Annotated in this window: 13 protein-coding genes and 1 pseudogene; 10 read left to right on the forward strand and 4 right to left on the reverse strand. The window is 62.2% G+C overall.

Annotation, left to right across the window (positions count from 1 at the left end; genetic code table 11):
• Window positions 1-43: 43 nt before the first annotated feature.
• The 6 genes from ruvA (at window position 44) to MU551_RS00415 (ending at window position 7,779) form a co-directional block, all read left to right on the forward strand.
• Window positions 44-688, forward strand: a complete 645-nt coding sequence (ruvA, locus tag MU551_RS00390; protein ID WP_247040161.1) for a Holliday junction branch migration protein RuvA — start codon at window positions 44-46, stop codon at window positions 686-688.
• Window positions 681-1,769, forward strand: coding sequence for a Holliday junction branch migration DNA helicase RuvB (gene ruvB / locus MU551_RS00395; protein ID WP_247040162.1), 1,089 nt, complete (start codon window positions 681-683; stop codon window positions 1,767-1,769). Before ruvA ends, ruvB begins: the two co-directional genes overlap by 8 nt.
• Before the next feature lie 184 nt (window positions 1,770-1,953).
• Entirely contained in the window at window positions 1,954-2,349 is a 396-nt protein-coding gene (gene yajC, locus MU551_RS00400) for a preprotein translocase subunit YajC (RefSeq protein WP_247040572.1), read from the forward strand.
• Between the two features lie 118 nt (window positions 2,350-2,467).
• Entirely contained in the window at window positions 2,468-4,225 is a 1,758-nt protein-coding gene (gene secD / locus MU551_RS00405) for a protein translocase subunit SecD (protein WP_247040163.1), read from the forward strand.
• Window positions 4,226-5,254: a protein translocase subunit SecF gene (secF, locus tag MU551_RS00410; RefSeq protein WP_247040164.1), complete on the forward strand. Its 1,029-nt coding sequence runs from the start codon at window positions 4,226-4,228 to the stop codon at window positions 5,252-5,254.
• Window positions 5,255-5,385: 131 nt separating this feature from the next.
• Window positions 5,386-7,779: a RelA/SpoT family protein gene (locus MU551_RS00415; RefSeq protein ID WP_247040165.1), complete on the forward strand. Its 2,394-nt coding sequence runs from the start codon at window positions 5,386-5,388 to the stop codon at window positions 7,777-7,779.
• Window positions 7,780-7,971: 192 nt separating this feature from the next.
• On the opposite strand, the pseudogene MU551_RS23735 reads toward MU551_RS00415, so the two are convergent.
• Window positions 7,972-8,562 (reverse strand): annotated as a pseudogene (locus MU551_RS23735) (hypothetical protein); the annotation flags it as partial.
• A gap of 11 nt (window positions 8,563-8,573) precedes the next feature.
• Here MU551_RS23735 and MU551_RS00425 point away from each other — a divergent pair.
• Window positions 8,574-9,065, forward strand: coding sequence for an NUDIX domain-containing protein (locus MU551_RS00425; RefSeq protein ID WP_247040166.1), 492 nt, complete (start codon window positions 8,574-8,576; stop codon window positions 9,063-9,065).
• Window positions 9,066-9,142: 77 nt separating this feature from the next.
• Here the strand turns inward: MU551_RS00425 and MU551_RS00430 are convergent, their stop codons facing one another.
• Window positions 9,143-10,945 (reverse strand): DUF349 domain-containing protein, encoded by a 1,803-nt coding sequence (locus tag MU551_RS00430; protein ID WP_247040167.1) that lies wholly within the window; start codon window positions 10,943-10,945, stop codon window positions 9,143-9,145.
• A 67-nt stretch (window positions 10,946-11,012) separates the two neighbouring features.
• Window positions 11,013-11,813 (reverse strand): peptidylprolyl isomerase, encoded by an 801-nt coding sequence (locus MU551_RS00435; RefSeq protein ID WP_247040168.1) that lies wholly within the window; start codon window positions 11,811-11,813, stop codon window positions 11,013-11,015.
• 246 nt (window positions 11,814-12,059) lie between these two features.
• Here MU551_RS00435 and hisS point away from each other — a divergent pair, with 246 nt between their 5' ends.
• Window positions 12,060-13,406, forward strand: a complete 1,347-nt coding sequence (hisS, locus tag MU551_RS00440) for a histidine--tRNA ligase (RefSeq protein WP_247040169.1) — start codon at window positions 12,060-12,062, stop codon at window positions 13,404-13,406.
• A gap of 10 nt (window positions 13,407-13,416) precedes the next feature.
• Here the strand turns inward: hisS and MU551_RS00445 are convergent, their stop codons facing one another.
• On the reverse strand, window positions 13,417-14,688 hold the full coding sequence (locus MU551_RS00445) for an APC family permease (RefSeq protein WP_247040573.1): 1,272 nt from the start codon (window positions 14,686-14,688) through the stop codon (window positions 13,417-13,419).
• A gap of 110 nt (window positions 14,689-14,798) precedes the next feature.
• Between MU551_RS00445 and aspS the strand changes: the two genes are divergently transcribed.
• Together aspS and MU551_RS00455 are read left to right on the forward strand one after the other, a co-directional pair.
• A complete protein-coding gene (gene aspS, locus MU551_RS00450) occupies window positions 14,799-16,577 on the forward strand; it encodes an aspartate--tRNA ligase (RefSeq protein ID WP_247040170.1) in 1,779 nt (592 codons plus the stop codon).
• A 98-nt stretch (window positions 16,578-16,675) separates the two neighbouring features.
• Window positions 16,676-17,479 carry a GNAT family N-acetyltransferase gene (locus tag MU551_RS00455; protein WP_247040171.1) on the forward strand — a complete coding sequence of 268 codons (804 nt, stop codon included), beginning with the start codon at window positions 16,676-16,678 and terminating at the stop codon, window positions 17,477-17,479.
• The last annotated feature ends 9 nt before the right edge of the window (window positions 17,480-17,488 follow it).

Consider the following 17,488-nt stretch of genomic DNA (forward strand, 5'->3'; position numbering starts at 1 on the left):
TTCGGATAACCGGTTCAGCCGGTGGTATTTCAGGAGCCCGGCCTTGATCAGTTTTCTCCGCGGAACCGTAGCTCACGTCGGGCTTTCCAGCGCTGTTATCGACCTCAACGGCGCCGGCATGAGCGTCAACGCGACACCCCAGACACTCAGCAGGCTGCGCCAGGGCGAAGAAGGAAAGCTGTTCACATCGCTCATCGTGCGTGAGGACTCACTGACTCTCTTCGGTTTCTCGACTGATGACGAACGCGAAGTTTTCGACGTTCTGCTGAGCGTCAGCGGTGTTGGTCCCCGGCTGGCGCTGGCGGTCCTGGCTGTCCACGACCCCGAAGCCGTCCGCGTAGCGGCACACTCCGGGGACGGCAAGGCTTTCACCAAGGTGCCGGGCATCGGTCCGAAGGTGGCCGGCAGGATCGTGCTGGAGCTGGCCGGAAAACTCGTCCCGCATGGGACACCCGGCGGATCCACCCCCGCGGCCGTTACAGTCACTGCCTGGAAAGGCCAGGTGGTCGCGGCTATGACCAGCTTGGGATGGTCCGAAAAAGACGCCACCGCCAGCATCGAAAAAGCACTGGCCGATTCGCCGGAAATCGCCGAAAAGGGCAACGTGGCGGAAATTCTGCGAACCACGTTGCGCTGGCTGGGCCAGGACGGCGCCCGGGCTGGCAACAGGGTAGGCAGCCGTGGCTGAGCCCTCCCTGGTCACCGGGGGCGAAGAGCCGGAAGAGCGGGTCATTGAGGCGGCCCTCCGCCCGAAGAACCTTCACGATTTCGTGGGGCAGCACCGTGTCCGCAAGCAGCTGTCGCTGGTCCTTGAAGCATCGCGGATGCGAGGGCGCAGCGCCGACCATGTACTCTTTTCCGGGCCGCCCGGACTCGGTAAGACCACCCTCGCCATGATCGTCGCGTCCGAAATGAACGCTCCGCTGCGCATCAGCAGCGGCCCGGCCATTCAACACGCCGGCGACCTCGCCGCAATACTGTCCTCCCTGTCAGAGGGGGAAGTTTTGTTCCTTGATGAAATCCACCGCATGTCCAGGCCTGCCGAGGAAATGCTCTACATGGCCATGGAAGACTTCCGGGTGGACATCGTGGTGGGCAAGGGGGCCGGTGCCACAGCCATACCACTCGAGCTGCCTCCGTTCACGCTGGTGGGAGCCACGACTCGCGCGGGTCTCCTCCCTGGTCCCCTCCGGGACCGGTTCGGCTTCACCGGCCACCTCGAGTTTTACTCGGTGGAAGAATTGGAACTCGTGCTCCGACGCTCGGCAGGGCTGCTGGACCTGAAGGTAAATTCAGCGGGTTTCAGCGAAATCGCGGGCCGTTCACGGGGCACACCGCGCATAGCCAACAGGCTCCTGCGCCGTGTGCGTGACTGGGCGCTCGTGCATGGCATCGAACAGATCGATGCGCGGGCAGCATCGGCCGCACTGGACATGTATGAAGTGGACACGCGAGGCCTGGACAGGCTGGACCGCGCCGTCCTGGAAGCACTCATAACCAAATTCGGCGGGGGACCTGTGGGGCTCTCAACGCTGGCCATCGCCGTGGGGGAGGAACCCGAGACCGTGGAAACAGTCGCCGAACCTTTCCTCGTGCGCGAAGGGCTGCTCGGACGTACACCCCGCGGGCGCATCGCCATGGGGCCGGCGTGGACCCATTTGGGGTTCGCCATCCCTGCCGGGGCCTTCGGCCAGGAGCCACTGGATCTCTTCGACGGCGCCCAGGTTGGCCAGGATCCAGCCGATGAGTGGATTCGGAACGGTCAATAGCACCGCTGCCGCGTGTTTCCCTTTAGACTGGTATGACGCTCGGCACGTTCGGGTCTTTATTTCTGTGCGCCGACTCCAATGGGTCGCCCGCCGGCATGGTCTCCTGCCGGGCAGATGGAAGTGAAGCGGACGTTGCCCTACACCCTATATGTCAGTACAGAACGGAATCTTCCCTGTGGATGCAATGAACATCGTCTTGTTCGCCATGCTAGGACTCTTTATCTTCATGATGTTCCGCCGGAACAAGAAGACCAAGGAGCAGCAAGCAACCCTTCAGTCCCAGTTCGCTCCTGGAGTTGAGGTCATGACGAGCTTCGGTCTCTTCGGCAGGATCGTCTCCATGGACGATGAGGAAAACAAGGTCGTACTGGAGCTCTCACCCGGAAATCTGGCAACGGTCCACCGTCAGGCCGTGACCAAGATCGTTGAGCCGGCCGTTGCGGATGAAGAGCCCACAGTTGTTCCCGACGACGCCTCCTCCATCACGTCCCAGGAAACGGATGCCGCTCCCGATGTGGTCGTTGACACTCCAGACGAGGTCGGGAAGCGCCTCAACGACGAGGGCAAGAAAGACATCTAGTCCCTGACTGCCCTCCCGGCTCCCGCAAAGTAACGATCCTACGGCTGCGGGCCGCCGCCGGTATGTGTGCTGTAAGCACCTGCCGGCGGCTCCTCCGTAATTAATAGAAAGATCCACAATGGCACGAACTGGCCCCAAAAACTCAGCACTCCGGGTGCTGGTCTGGCTTGGCGTTATCCTGGCAGTCCTCACGGCTGTCCTGGCTGGCGGCACCATGGCCGGCCAAGCGAGCTGGGCTCCAAAACTTGCACTGGACCTGGAGGGCGGCACCCAGATGATCCTGGCGCCCAAGGTTGAGGGCGGTTCGGATATCAATGAAGAGCAGCTGAACCAGGCTGTAGCAATCATTCGCCAACGCGTGGACGGCTCCGGAGTCGCGGAAGCGGAAATCAGCACCCAGTCGGGCCGGAACGTTGTGGTCAGCCTTCCGGGAACACCCTCCTCCCAGACCCGAGCACTGATCCAGGCTTCCGCGGACATGAACTTCCGTCCGGTGCTGCAGGCCGGCCCGGGTGCTCCGGTTCCTGCCGAATCGCAGACCCCCGAGGATCAGCTCCCGAAGCCCACCGCCGAGCCCACCAACGGCAGTGACATCAACTGGGTAACCCCCGAGATTTACAAGCAGTTCGAGGCGCTTAACTGCGACAATCCCGCACAGGACAAGCAGGAGCGTTCCGATCCCGCAAAGCCCTTGGTAACGTGCGAGCCTGCCACGGCCGCCCAGCCTGCCATCAAGTACATCCTTGGTCCGGTCGAGGTGAAGGGCTCTAACATTGTGTCCTCCTCCTTCCAGCTCCAGCAGGGTGCCCAGGGTGCCGTCACCAACGAGTGGGCCGTCAACATTCAGTTCGACTCCGAAGGCACTGCGAAGTTCAAGGAAGTCACCGAGCGCCTCTTCCAGTTCTATACGGCCGCGGGCGGCGATACCGGCTCAGACCCGAAGTCCCAGTTCGCCATTGTCCTGGATGACCAGGTCATCTCTGCGCCCCGATCGCTGGCTGTTATCACTGATGGCCGCCCCCAGATCACCGGTGGGTTCACGGAACAGACGGCAAAAGCCCTCTCCGACCAGCTCCGTTTCGGTGCATTGCCGATCAGCTTCGAGATCCAGAGTGAACAGCAGATTTCCGCGACCCTGGGCGGTGAGCAGCTTCGGATGGGCCTCTTGGCCGGTGTTATCGGGCTGCTGCTGGTGGTGGTCTACTCTCTCTTCCAATACAGGGCACTGGGCCTGGTGACCATCGCCTCATTGGTTGTGGCGGGTGCTCTGACGTATCTGGCCATTGCCATCCTGGGCTGGACGGAAAACTACCGTCTGTCCCTTGCAGGCGTCGCGGGTATCATCGTGGCCATCGGTCAAACGGCCGACTCCTTCATCGTCTACTTTGAACGTATCCGTGACGAGCTCCGTGAAGGCCGGGGACTGGTCTCAGCCGTGGAGAACGGATGGAAGCGTGCCAAGCGGACAGTTCTTGCCTCAAAGGCTGTGAACCTGCTGGCGGCGCTGGTGCTCTACTTCGTGGCCGTGGGCAACGTCCGCGGATTCGCCTTCACGCTCGGCCTGACTGCCATCGCTGACCTCATTGTGGTCTTCATGTTCACGCACCCCACCCTGCGGCTCCTCGCGCGGACCAAGTTCTTTGGCGATGGCCACAGATTCTCGGGTCTTGACCCCGAGCGGCTTGGCGCGGTGCCCCTGTATCGCGGTGCCGGACGGGTGCGCAACCCTGAGGACAAGCCTGCAACTGTTCGTGCCAAGAACGCCGGTGCTGCAGCGGAAGCAGAGCGCAGAATGACCATTGCAGAACGCCGCCACGCGGAAAAGCAGGAGCAGCTCGCCGGTTCCTCCAAGAGCTCGGCCAAGGAGGGCAAGTAAATGTCCAATAGTTTCGCGAATTTCGGCAATGAGCTCTACACGGGCAAGCGCTCGTACAACTTTGTCGGTTCCAAGAAGATCTGGTTCCTTGTAGCTGCTGTTGCGGTTGCCCTCTCGATCCTGCTTCCAGCGGTCAAGGGCGGCTTCAACCTCGGTATCGAGTTCCGCGGGGGTTCCGAGTTCACGGTATCGAACGTGCAGAACACCGACACGACGCTGGGCACCAAAGCCGTCCAGGACGTCGTCGAGGGAAGCGTTCCCCGTGTGGCCAACGTCGCGGGAACCACCATGCGCATTCAGACCGACAAACTGACTGATGAAGAGACGCTCGCCATCAAGGAAGGGTTGACCACCGCCTACGGCGTCACGGACAACGAAGTTACCTCGACATTCGTTGGACCCACCTGGGGCGCCGACGTCACGCGGCAGGCATTAGTTGGCCTCCTTGTGTTTGTCGCCTTCGCAGCGGTCCTGATGGCGTTGTACTTCCGTACATGGAAGATGTCACTGTCAGCCATTGCTGGCATGTTGGTGACGATGTTCATCACGGCCGGCGTGTACTCCCTCAGTGACTTTGAAGTGACCCCTTCGGCTATCATCGGGTTCCTCACCGTCCTCAGCTACTCGCTGTATGACACCGTGGTGGTCTTCGACAAGATCCGCGAGAACACCGCCGACCTTGACGCCTCCACCCGCCGGACCTTCGCTGAGGAAGTCAACCTTGCCGTCAACCAGACTCTGGTCCGATCCATCAACACCATGATGGTGGCTATCCTCCCTGTCGGCGCCATCCTCTTCATCGGCGCTGGTTTGCTTGGGGCCGGAACTTTGCGCGACCTTTCCTTGGCACTGTTTGTCGGGATCCTCATTGGCACCGCGGCCACCATCTTCATCGCCGCGCCCCTGTATGCGTGGCTTCGGGAGAGGGAGCCGCAGCTCGTCAGCCAGGCCAAGCGTGTGGAACACCGCCGCCACGATGCCGCTGCCAGAGCTGCGGTTGCAGCATCCTCGGAAACAGCTTCCGCCTGATTGTTGTTTTTCGGATGGGCCGGGCTGCGTCACAATGACGCGGTCCGGCCCATCGGCGTTTGTCTCCGGTTATCGAAGTCTCCTGCTCCGGAATAGACTGGGATAATTAACGGGTCGTGAGGGGTGCTTCATTGGAAGAACGTTCGACGTCGGCAGCAATGGCAGACGGAAATGAAGATCCGGGCCAGGCTCCACAGACTGGCGTGGTGGCCTCAGTGCGCCCCGGACCAGGCGTACCCGTCGACAACCCCGGCCTGCGCCAGACGTTCCCGGGACGACGGGAGCGTACGCGTTCCCGCCTCGCCCGGCTGACGGGAAGGGGCACCATCACGTATTCGCCCATCCTCGAGCCGCTGCTGCGAACCGTGCGGGTGAACAATCCCAAAGAAGACTTCGACCTGATCCAACGGGCGTTCATCGTGGCAGAGCGCAGTCACCGCGGCCAAAAACGCAAAAGCGGGGATCCCTACATCACCCACCCCGTGGCCGTGGCAACCATTCTGGCCGAGCTTGGCCTTAGCGGTGCCACCCTCGCCGCTGCCCTGCTCCACGACACTGTGGAAGACACGCCCTACACCCTGGCTGACCTCAAGGCGGATTTCGGCCCGGAAGTGGCGATGCTCGTTGACGGCGTCACCAAACTCGACAAGGTCAGCTTCGGCGAGGCCGCCCAGTCGGAGACAGTCCGCAAGATGGTTGTCGCCATGGCGAAGGACATCAGGGTCCTGATGATCAAGCTGGCCGACCGGTTGCATAACGCCCGCACCTGGCGCTTCGTTTCGGCCGAATCATCAGCCCGTAAAGCCCGGGAAACCCTGGAGATTTTCGCGCCGCTTGCGCACCGGCTGGGCATGAACACCATCAAGTGGGAACTGGAGGACCTTTCCTTCGCTGCCCTCTACCCCAAGGTGTATGAGGAAATTGTTCGCATGGTGGGGGACAGGACCCCCGAGCGTGAAAAGAGTCTGAGCGTCATCCGAAACCAGATCACCGAGGATCTGCGGACGGCCAAGATCAAGGCCACCATTACTGGCCGGCCCAAGCATTACTACTCGATCTACCAGAAGATGATTGTCCGCGACAAGGATTTCGACGACATCAATGACCTCATGGGAGTCCGGGTGCTGGTGGACTCTGTCCGAGACTGTTATGCGGCGCTAGGTACCTTGCATTCCCGGTGGAATCCACTGCCCGGCAGGTTCAAAGACTACATAGCCATGCCGAAGTTCAACATGTACCAGTCTCTGCACACTACGGTGATCGGTCCCGGCGGGAAGCCGGTCGAAATCCAGATCCGCACTCACGAGATGCATCGCCGGGCCGAATACGGCGTGGCCGCGCACTGGAAGTACAAGGACCAGCCGAACCGGACAGCAGCGGGGCCGGGTAGTCCGCGCGACGGCGACATGGGCTGGCTTCGTTCCCTGGTTGACTGGCAGCAGGAAACGTCTGACCCGGGCGAGTTCCTCGATTCCCTGCGGTTTGAGATCAACGCCCGTGAAGTGTTCGTTTTCACTCCCAAGGGTGAGGTCATGGCGCTGCCAGCCGGCTCAACACCCGTGGACTTCGCCTACGCCGTGCACACTGAAGTGGGCCATCGCACCATCGGGGCCCGGGTCAACGGCAAGTTGGTGCCGCTCAACAGCGAACTGAATCATGGCGACTGGGTGGAGATCTTCACCTCCAAGGCTGAGGGCGCCGGTCCAAGCCAGGACTGGCAGCATTTCGTCAAGAGCGCGCGGGCACGGAACAAGATTCGCCAATGGTTCAGTAAGGAACGCCGGGAAGAAGCCATCGACCGCGGCAAGGACCTACTCACCAAGGCAATGCGGAAGCAGAACCTTCCCCTGCAGCGGCTCATGACCCATGACGCCCTGGCTGCCGTCGCTGAGGACTTGAAGTATGTCGACATTTCCGGGCTTTACGCCGGGGTGGGAGATGGCCATACATCGGCCCAGTCAGTGATGGAGAAGCTGGTTGAGAGCCTGGGCGGGAAAGAAAGCCCTGATGATGACCTCGCTGAAGTCAGCATTCCCACCCAGGTCACGAAGGCCCGCTTCTCGGATTCAGGCGTCATTGTGCGCGGCGTTGGGGATGTCTGGGTGAAGCTGGCGCGCTGTTGTACGCCTGTTCCGCCTGATCCCATCCTTGGTTTTGTGACCCGGGGTTCAGGTGTATCGGTTCACCGGACCGACTGCACCAATGTCTCTGATTTGAAGGACCAGCCCGACCGTATTGTGGAAGTGGATTGGGCTCCGACGCAGTCCAGCGTTTTCCTCGTGGAAATCCAGGTGGAAGCCCTGGACCGGAAGTCGTTGCTTTCGGACGTCACCCGCGTCCTCTCGGAAAATCACGTAAACATCCTGGCGGCCAGCGTGCATACGTCAACTGACAGGGTGGCCATTTCCAAGTTCGCCTTCGAAATGGGTGACCCCAAGTACCTCAGCCACGTCCTGAGTGCCGTGCGGCGCATCGACGGCGTCTTCGATGTTTACCGGACTACGGGCAACAGGCGTCGCAACTAGCCCGGGCCTGCCAGATGCGGACCTGCCTGCAAGCTGGCTGAGCTTCTCCAGCGCCGCCTTCTTGTGAGGCACCCTGGGTGTGGCCTCAACGGCCAGGACCAGCAGACGCAGCCGGACGTCCAGTTCGGGACGATCCAGCAGTTCCTGGAGGGCCGGTATTGCCCGAACCGGTTCCACGTGCAGTGCAATATCCAAGGCCGTCCGCAGGGGAGTGGAGACCATTAGTCCGCCCAGACTAACGACATCACATGGGCCCAACCGGACTTCGTGCAGGGTGCATCCCCGAGTGGATCGAAGGCTCGATACGCGCCGTTTTGCATCCACCAACAGAGCCAGCCGATCCGGTTCGGGAGCGCATCCGTAGATCCAGGCTGCAGTCATGCGTCCTGCAACCACCCGTTGCCTGATCGACTGAGGCACGGCGAACGCTGCGGCCCGTGCCCTCAACTGCGGGGTCTCAGGTGTCCCCGGCAAAAGGTAACCGCGCTGGAAAAGCTGCGTCAGCACGCCGTCGGACGCCATCGCCTGCAGCTCAGGCCAGGAGAACAGCCTGCCGGGAAAAAGAAGCTCTGCAGATACGGGTGTGGCAGCATCCCCGTAGGGCGGCGGAGCTGTGTTTCTTGGCTGAGCCGGGTTCCCTGAAAGGGACCCTGCCAGGAGGGAAAGACGGGAGGTTGTGGCCATTGAGCAATCTTCGCTTGCCCGGAGTGAACCGGTACAGTCCCACATTCCGCTATGTGGATAACCCGACTGGAGCCCCTGAGGGTACTTCCCAAGACGCATATCCTGTGTCAATGACCGGATTTAGCATGCCCCCTGCAGCCGGGCTGCCCACCAAGGGCAAGGTTGCGATCTACATTTTCGATCCGAAGCTTGCTCACTACATCACGTTCATCCAGCCACGTCATGCCGAAGCAGGCAGGCAGGTACCGGCCGGGACCATCGAAGCAGGACAAACGCCCCCTCAGGCAGCAGCGAGAGAGCTGCAGGAAGAGACAGGGAGGGGCGGCGGGATGTCTCTATTCCATTTCGCTGACAGCATCTACGACATGCGCCAATACAAGCCTGAGATTCACCTGCGTAGCTGGTTCTTCGGAGTAGCCACCCCAGAGGAGTTCCCGTGGGAACCGTGGACCCACATTGAACGCCAGAGCGTGGAGGCGGACATCGTGGCGGAGTTCTCCTGGACAAGAACGTCCCACCGGGACGAACTTGTTGCCGGCCATGGAGACCTTTTGCCGGTTGCATTACATCTGGCGCAGGCTTGGGGCCTCGGCCAATCTTGAACGTAGTCCGCGGGCGGGGCAGAAGACAGGAAAGCCCCGTTCAGAAGTCTGAACGGGGCTTTCCGAGCCTGTGAAGATTAGGCGAGTTCGTTGGCCGAACGCTCGAGCTGGTCCAACCAGGCCTGGCGCGCCTCAAGGGCTTCCTTGGCCTGCTTGATCTTCCGCTGGTCACCGGCCTTCTCGGCCTTGGCGAGGTCATCCTTGAGGGAAGCGATCGCGGACTCCAGCTGTGACAGGGCGCTGTTGGTGCGTGCCTTTGTCTCCGGGTTGGACCGCTTCCAGTTCTCGTCTTCGGCGTGGCGGACGGCGTCCTCCACCTTCCGGAGCCCGGCCTCGATCCGTCCCATGTCGCCGCGGGGAACCTTACCGGCTTCCTCCCAGCGGTCACGGATGGACTGCAGCGCCTTCTTGGCAGCGGCCAGGTCCGTGATGGGGAGCAAGGCGTTGGCTTCCGCCAGGAGGCCTTCCTTCACGGTGAGGTTGGCGCTGTATTCCTGGTCGATCTCATCATTTGCGGCCTGACGTGACGAGAAGAAGACATCCTGGGCGGCACGGAAGCGTGCCCACAGAGCGTCATCGTCTTTACGGCTGGCCCGGGGCGAAGCTTTCCACTCATCCATCAGGCGGCGGTATTCTCCGGCGGCGAAGCCCCAGTCGGTGGAGGAGGACAGAGCCTCAGCCTCGGCAATGAGTTTTTCCTTGACCGACTTCGCAGCCGAATTGTTGCTGTCCAGCTGCGAGAAGTAGGCGCGGCGGTGACGGTCAAAGACCGTGCGTGCTGCACGGAACCTCTTCCAGAGAGCATCCTCGTTGCTGCGGCCAAGCCGGACACCGCTCTTCTGAGCGGCCTTCCAGCTTTCAAACAGCTCGTTCATCCGGGCACTGGACGTCTTCCACTGGATCTGGGAAGGATCGTGTCCTGCGATTTCCTCAGCCTCTGCAACGATGGCCTCCCGTGCCGCCAGTTCAGCAGCGCGGACGGCGTCGTGCTCCGCCTTTTCGGCCTTCTCCAGAGCAGTAATCTGCTCGGACAGGGCGTCCAGCCGCTTCTCGGCTGACCTGATGTCGCCCACCATGTTGCGCTCTGCAAGAAGCTCGCGCAGATGCGAGACGGTTTTCTGCATATCCGCGGTAGGAGCCTTCGAGCTCACCCGCTGTTCCAATAGGACAATCTGCGCCACGATGTCGTCGTACTTTTTGGCGAAGTAGGCCAGTGCTGCGTCATCGGTGGCTCCGGGAAACTGCCCCACGGGGTGCTCGACGCCGTCGAGGGTCAGGAAAACCTGTCCGTCGCCTTCCACCCGACCCCACCGGGCAGCCTCGGCCAGCGACGTCGCTGGAGGAGCAGGTGCGGGGGCAGCCGCAGCGGCAGAAGGAGCCGCTTTGGGCCGGGCAGCAAACGCGGCCGGCGAGGGTGCAGGGCGGGGTGCAGGACGCGGTGTGGGACTTGGTGTCGGTACCGCAGCCGTAGGAGCAGAGTCCGTCGTCGGAACGGCTTCGGTTTCAGCGTCTGTTGTCGGAGCATCTTCAACCTGCGTCTCAGCCTCAGCAGCAGCCTCCTCGGCCGGAGCCTCCTCAGAAGAGGCGGGTTCTACAGGAGCCTCCTCGGCCGGAGCCTCTTCGGCCGGTGCTTCCTCGGCCGGAGCCTCCTCGGCAGAGGCGGGTTCTACAGGAGCCTCCTCAGCAGCAGCCTCTTCGGCCGGAGCCTCCTCGGTCGGAGCCTCCTCAGCAGAGGCAGGTTCCACAGGAGCCTCCTCAATTGAGGCAGTGTCGGCTGCTGTGGTGTCGGCTGCGTCGCTGACGGCATCGCTGGTTACGGGAACCGCGGATTCGCTTGCGTCGGCAGCTGATGTTTCGTCGGATTTCTGACTGTCTGTCACCGCTAAAAGTCTTTCGCTTGGAGGGAACTGCTCAGGTAATGCTGCCCCGGCCACTGGCCGAAGTTGGTTACTTCAGAGAAAACGAGTCTATCGTGACTGGTTCCACAGGTGAGCCGTCGGTTGGGTTGCCCCCGGCCTTAAGCCCGGCGGCAGCAATGTTCGACACTACGTCCAACCCGGACGTAACCTTGCCAACCACGGTGTAGCCACCGGCCGAGTCTGCCGGAATCTCGGTGTCCTTATAGACGATGAAGAACTGGCGTCCGTTGCTGTACGCGTCATCCCCGCCTCTGGCTACAGCAATAGTTCCGGCCGGATACTTGTTGTCGGCCGGAGTGTTTTCAAGCGGACCCCACTTGAAATCGGGATCCGCCTGGCCGTCGCCGGTGGTGGAGCCGCACTGCAGGACGCCGAAGTTCTCCGCTGTGGTGACCCGGTGGCAGCTTGTTCTGGCAAAGTAGTTCTCGTCGGCCATGGACTTGAACACGGCTGCCGCCTGGGGCGCCTTCGTGCCGTCGAATTCGACACCCAGCGTGCCCCGGTTAAGCACGAGCTCTCCCGTAAAGACCTTGCCGGCAGCCGTCTCGGGCTTGGGGATGTTCTCGGCATTGGTGGGAGCTGCGGAAGGAGTGGCCGACGGGCTCGTCAGGCCGGCCTGGGCCGCGGCGTATTCCTCTTCCGTGGGATTGCTTGAGAAGACCGTCAGCTGGAGGACGACGGCGAGAATCAGCACCGCGGTACCGGCGCCTGCCGCAAGGATATTGTCCCGTTTGCGGCGTTTTTCCTGCTCCCGGCGCAACTCTCGCTTAGCTTCCATCTGCTGGATGCGTCGCTTGGTTTCGCGGGCACTGCGTGAACTGGCCGCCAAAAGTCCTCCTGGGTGTCGTGCTGGCGTCAGGGCGTGCCGACGGCAAGCGTCCCTAGACCAGGTGCAGAGTGGCCAGCCGGATAGCGGGCACCTGCCGCATTAGAGTTGCAGGCGCCGAAAGCATAAACTGACTGCCGCACATAGTTTATGCATGTCTAGCCGGACTCCCGCCCTTTCCCGCCCGTTTCGGGCGGAATAGTGCGCCGAGGGCACCGGCGGCCTGTTTACCTGAGGAGAAAATCCACCATGGCACGCACCGCCTCCCTGTCCGGATTCCCCGAGTGGCTTCCCGAGGAGCGGCTGGTCGAGATGCATGTGCTGGATACCCTGCGGCGCGTCTTCGAGCTCCATGGCTTCTCCTCGATTGAGACCCGGGCCGTAGAGACCGTCGGCCAGCTGCTGCGCAAGGGAGAAATCGACAAGGAAGTTTACGGGCTCAGCAGGCTCCAGGAAGAAGAAAGCGACGAGGCAAAAGCGGGCAAAGCTGATCCGCATGCCTTGGCACTCCACTTTGACCTGACGGTTCCCTTTGCCCGCTACGTGGTGGAGAACGCCGGATACCTTGCCTTCCCTTTCCGCCGCTATCAGATCCAAAAAGTGTGGCGCGGTGAGCGCCCCCAGGAGGGGCGCGCCCGCGAGTTCACCCAGGCGGATATCGATGTAGTGGGCGACGGCGAGCTGCCCTTCCGCTACGACGTCGAGATAGCGCTGGTCATTGCAGAGGCACTGAACGCCCTTCCCATTCCCGACTTCCGCTTGCGTATCAACAACCGCAAGCTGGCGGAGGGCTTCTACCGCGGTATCGGGCTGACGGATACCGCCGGGGTACTGCGCAGCATCGACAAGCTGGAGAAGATCGGGCCGGACCGGGTATCAGAGTTGCTCCAAAGCGAGCTTGGTGCCTCCAGGGAGCAGGCCGAAGCAGCCCTGAAGCTGGCCGGTATCTGCACGGAGGACACATCGTTTGTGGAACAGGTCCGGGCGTTGGGCGTTACAAATGAGATGCTCGAGGAAGGCCTCAGCGAGCTCGAGCAGGTCTTAGACGCCGCCGTCCAGCGCGCCCCGGGGAAGGTAGTGGCGGATCTCAGCATTGCCCGCGGACTCGATTACTACACAGGGACCGTGGTGGAAACGGTACTGGTGGGCCACGAGCAGCTTGGTTCCATTTGCTCTGGCGGCCGTTACGACGCCTTGGCGAGCAAAGGCAACCGGAAGTTTCCCGGCGTCGGACTTTCCATCGGTGTGACGCGCCTGGTTTCCCGCATCCTGAGCCAGGATCTGGCGAAGGCATCCCGGTCGGTCCCGACGGCTGTGCTTGTGACGCTGAACAACGATGAGAGTTGGGACGCCGCCCAGGATGTTGCCGCATTGCTGCGCAGCCGCGGCATCTCCACCGAAGTTGCGGCAAAAGCGGAAAAGTTCGGCAAACAGATCAAGTTTGCGGATCGTCGTGGAATCCCGTTTGTCTGGTTCACGGACGACGACGGCAAGCACCAGGTCAAGGACATCCGCACAGGTGAACAGGTCAGTGCCGCGCCCGAGACCTGGACACCCCCGGAAGAGGATCTCCAGGTCCAGGTAGACCGCACATAGCGGGAAGGGCCTAGCTGCCGGGGTTGCTTAAGGCTCTGCGTTTGCGGAGTCTGAGCACCCCATAGCGGCCAAGAAGGCCAAGTGCAAGGACCACAACCATGACCAGCACTGAGGCCGGCGGGAGCGTCACAGCAAGGATGAGGCAGCCGGCGAAGCCCACTGCGTTAAGCCATTTGGGTCCATACGCCGGACGGTTGGCCATCGTGAAAGCGGATGCATTAGTGACGGCGTAGTAAATCAACACCCCGAAACTTGAGAAGCCAACCACCGTGAGCACATTGGTGGTCAGCAGCAGCAAAATAACAGCGGCGGCGACGGCAAGTTCGGCCACGTAAGGGACTGTATGGGTTCCGCCAATACGGGCCAGCGGTCGGGGGAGGTCCCGCTCCCGGGCCATCGCCAGGGCTGTTCTGCCCACCCCAGTGATGAGGGCCAGCAGGGCGCCTAGGCTGGCCGCCGCCGCTCCTGCCTGCACTAACGGCGCACCGGCGCTCAATCCCGAATCAGTGACCGCCTCGAGCAGTGGCGAAGCAGATCCAGCCAGCCTCCCAATGGAAAGGTGGGCCATCAGCAAGAGTGCAAGCACCAGATAGATGGCAAAGGCGCCGGCAAGGGCCGCAAGAATGGCCTGAGGGATAGTCTTCTCGGGATCCTTGACCTCCTCGCCCAGGGTGGCGATCCTGGCATACCCGGCAAAAGCGAAGAACATCAGGCCGGCGGCGGGAAGGATCCCCCAGGGGCTGCCCACTGGACCTTCGCCGGAGCCGACAGCAACAGGGTGAGGGCCCATGATGCTGGCCACAGCCACGAACACCAGCGTGGCCAGGACGATGGCGAGCAGAACCCGGGTGAGAAGCGCTGTCCGCGTGATGCCCAGCAGATTGACTCCAGTAAGCACCACCACCCCAGCAATGGCTACGGGAATCGCATAATCCGGTGCCACATAATGCCCGAACGTCAGGGCCATTGCGGCGCATGACGCCGTCTTGCCTGTCACGAAGCCCCAGCCGGCGATAAATCCCGGCCATTCGCCCAACTGCTTCCGCCCATACAGATATGTACCGCCGCTTGCCGGATAAATCGAGGCGAGCTGCGCCGAGGCCACTGCATTGCAATATGCGATCGCCCCGGCAAGGACCACCGAAAAGATGAGCAGTTCACCGGCCAAGGAGGCGGCAGGAGAAAATACGACAAAAACTCCCGCCCCCAGCATGGAGCCGAGGCCAATGGACGTGGCGTCGAACACGCCCAACCTGCGTTGTAACTGGCGGTGGCTCTGCATGGAGGTGGGGAGGCCTTTCCAACGGGTAAACTCGGACGGGATCATTCCCGCAATGATCCTAGTCAACTTGATTCTGTTTTTGCTTCCGTTCTCCTTTAGAAAGGCGTGCTGTGCTGCGCACACATGACCTCGGATCCCTTCGTTCCGAGCACATTGGACAGACCGTTACCCTGGCCGGCTGGGTAGGCCGCCGACGTGATCACGGTGGTGTCGCCTTCGTCGATCTGCGTGACGCCTCCGGCGTTGCCCAGGTGGTGGTCCGTGAAGAAGAGGTGTTCCACGGACTGCGCAACGAATACGTGCTTCAGGTCATCGGAACGGTCTCCATGCGCCCGGAGGGCAACGAAAACCCCGCTCTTGCTACCGGTGAAATCGAGGTGATGGCAGAGAAGGTGGTGATCCTCAACACCTCTGACCCGTTGCCGTTCCAGATCGATGAGCACGTGGAAGTCGGCGAGGAAGCACGCCTCAAGCACCGTTACCTGGATCTGCGCCGCCCTGGCCCCAGCCGGAACCTCCGCCTGCGTTCAGAGGCCAACCGCGTTGCACGCGAACTCCTTCACCAGGACGGTTACGTCGAGATCGAAACCCCCACGCTGACACGTTCGACGCCGGAAGGCGCCCGGGACTTCGTTGTTCCCGCACGCCTGGCCCCGGGATCCTGGTACGCACTGCCGCAGTCTCCCCAGCTCTTCAAGCAGCTGCTGCAGGTGGGCGGTTTCGAGAAGTACTACCAAATCGCCCGTTGCTACCGCGATGAGGACTTCCGCGCGGACCGCCAGCCGGAATTCACCCAGCTGGACATTGAAGCGAGCTTCGTGGAGCAGGACGACATCATCGCGCTCGGCGAAAGCATCGTGAAGGCTCTGTGGCGCCTGATCGACGTCGAGATCCCGACCCCGATCCAGCGGATCACCTACAACGACGCCATGGCGCGTTATGGATCTGACAAGCCGGACCTGCGTTTCGGAGTGGAGCTCACTGAGCTCACCGAATTCTTTAAGGACACCAACTTCGGCGTTTTCAAGGCTCCTTACGTCGGCGCCGTCGTTATGCCCGGTGGTGCCTCCCAGCCGCGCCGCACCCTGGATGGCTGGCAGGAGTTCGCCAAGCAGCGCGGGCACAAGGGCCTTGCCTACGTCCTGTTCAAGGAGGACGGTGAGCTGGCCGGTCCCGTGGCCAAGAACCTGACAGAAGCCGAACGCGCCGGGCTGGCTGACGCCGCGGGCGCCAAGCCCGGGGACTGCATCTTCTTCGCCGCAGGCGAGAAGTCATCGGCCCGCACCCTGCTGGGTGCGGCACGGGTCGAAATCGGGCACCGTACCGGCCTCATCAACCCCAAGGACTGGGCCTTCGCCTGGGTGGTGGACGCGCCCATGTTCGAGCCGGCTGCTGCCGCCGTGGCATCAGGCGATGTTGCAGTGGGCGCAGGCAACTGGACGGCCGTGCACCATGCGTTCACCTCGCCGAAGCCCGAGTACATGGACAGCTTTGACACCGATCCCGAGTCTGCCCTGGCCTACGCCTACGACATCGTCTGCAACGGCAACGAAATCGGTGGCGGTTCCATCCGTATCCACCAGAGCGACATCCAGGAGCGCGTCTTTGAAGTCATGGGACTCTCCCATGAGGACGCACAGGAGAAGTTCGGCTTCCTCCTTGAAGGCTTCAAGTACGGGGCACCCCCGCACGGCGGCATCGCCTTTGGCTGGGACCGCGTGGTCTCCTTGCTCGCCGGCGTTGACTCCATTCGCGACGTCATCGCCTTCCCGAAGACCGGCAACGGCTACGATCCCCTGACAGCAGCTCCTGCTCCCATCACGCCGCAGCAGCGCAAGGAAGCCGGAGTCGACTTCAAGCCCGAGGCCAAGAAGCCCGAGGCGAAGTAGCCGGGGAACCGCCCCCTCGCTGCCCCGTGACATCCTGACCAAAGGCCCCCTGAAACGGGGGCCTTTGGTGTTTCCCCAAACCGCTCTGAAGGAGACCAATGGCAACCGGTCCATCCACGGCAAATCTCGCCATGCCTGAATTCGAGGCCCTCATGGACGCCGCCTGGCCCGCCACTGAACGGCATGACACAGGACATTGGGTGTTCCGCGCTGCGTCCGGTGTCACCCAACGAGCCAACTCGGTCTGGGTCCGGGACACCGCGGCCGATGAGCCAGCAGCGATGCGCGACGCCGTCCAGTGGTACCGCCGGAACAGGCTCCCCGTCATTTACCAGCTGACAGAAGAGGCACGTGACCGCCGGAATCAGCGGTATGAGTCTCTGAACGCGTTGCTCGATGCCGAAGGCTTTACGCGGCAATCTGAAACACTCGTCATGCACCTCGATTGTGCGTCAGTCCGGTCAGCACCAGATGCCGGCGTCGAAGTACTTCCGGAACCGTCAGAGGAATGGCTGCAGCTGTGGTGGAGTGTCGATGGCCGCGGCGGGTACGAGGAACTGGCTGTTGCGGGCAGGATCCTCACCGGCTGCCCGGCCCTCTACGCGCTGGTGAGGGACGACGACGGCGTCCCGGCCGCCGTCGGACGCCTTGCCTTAGCGGGCGGTTACGGCGGGTTGTACTGCATGGCCACCCGCCCCGACGCCCGTCGTCTGGGTTACGCCCGCAGGATCATCAACGCCCTTCTCTGTGAAGGGCGCACCCATGGCGTGTCAGGCTACTGGCTCATGGTTACGGCGTCGAATTCTGCGGGCCAGCAGCTCTACCGGCAGGCAGGCTTTACCGAAGCCGGCCGCTATGTGTACCGCCAGGAGCGGCCCAAACGGCATCTGACGGGGTGCTGACGCCACATC

Source organism: Arthrobacter rhizosphaerae, from assembly GCF_023062595.1.
GTDB lineage: Bacteria > Actinomycetota > Actinomycetes > Actinomycetales > Micrococcaceae > Arthrobacter > Arthrobacter rhizosphaerae.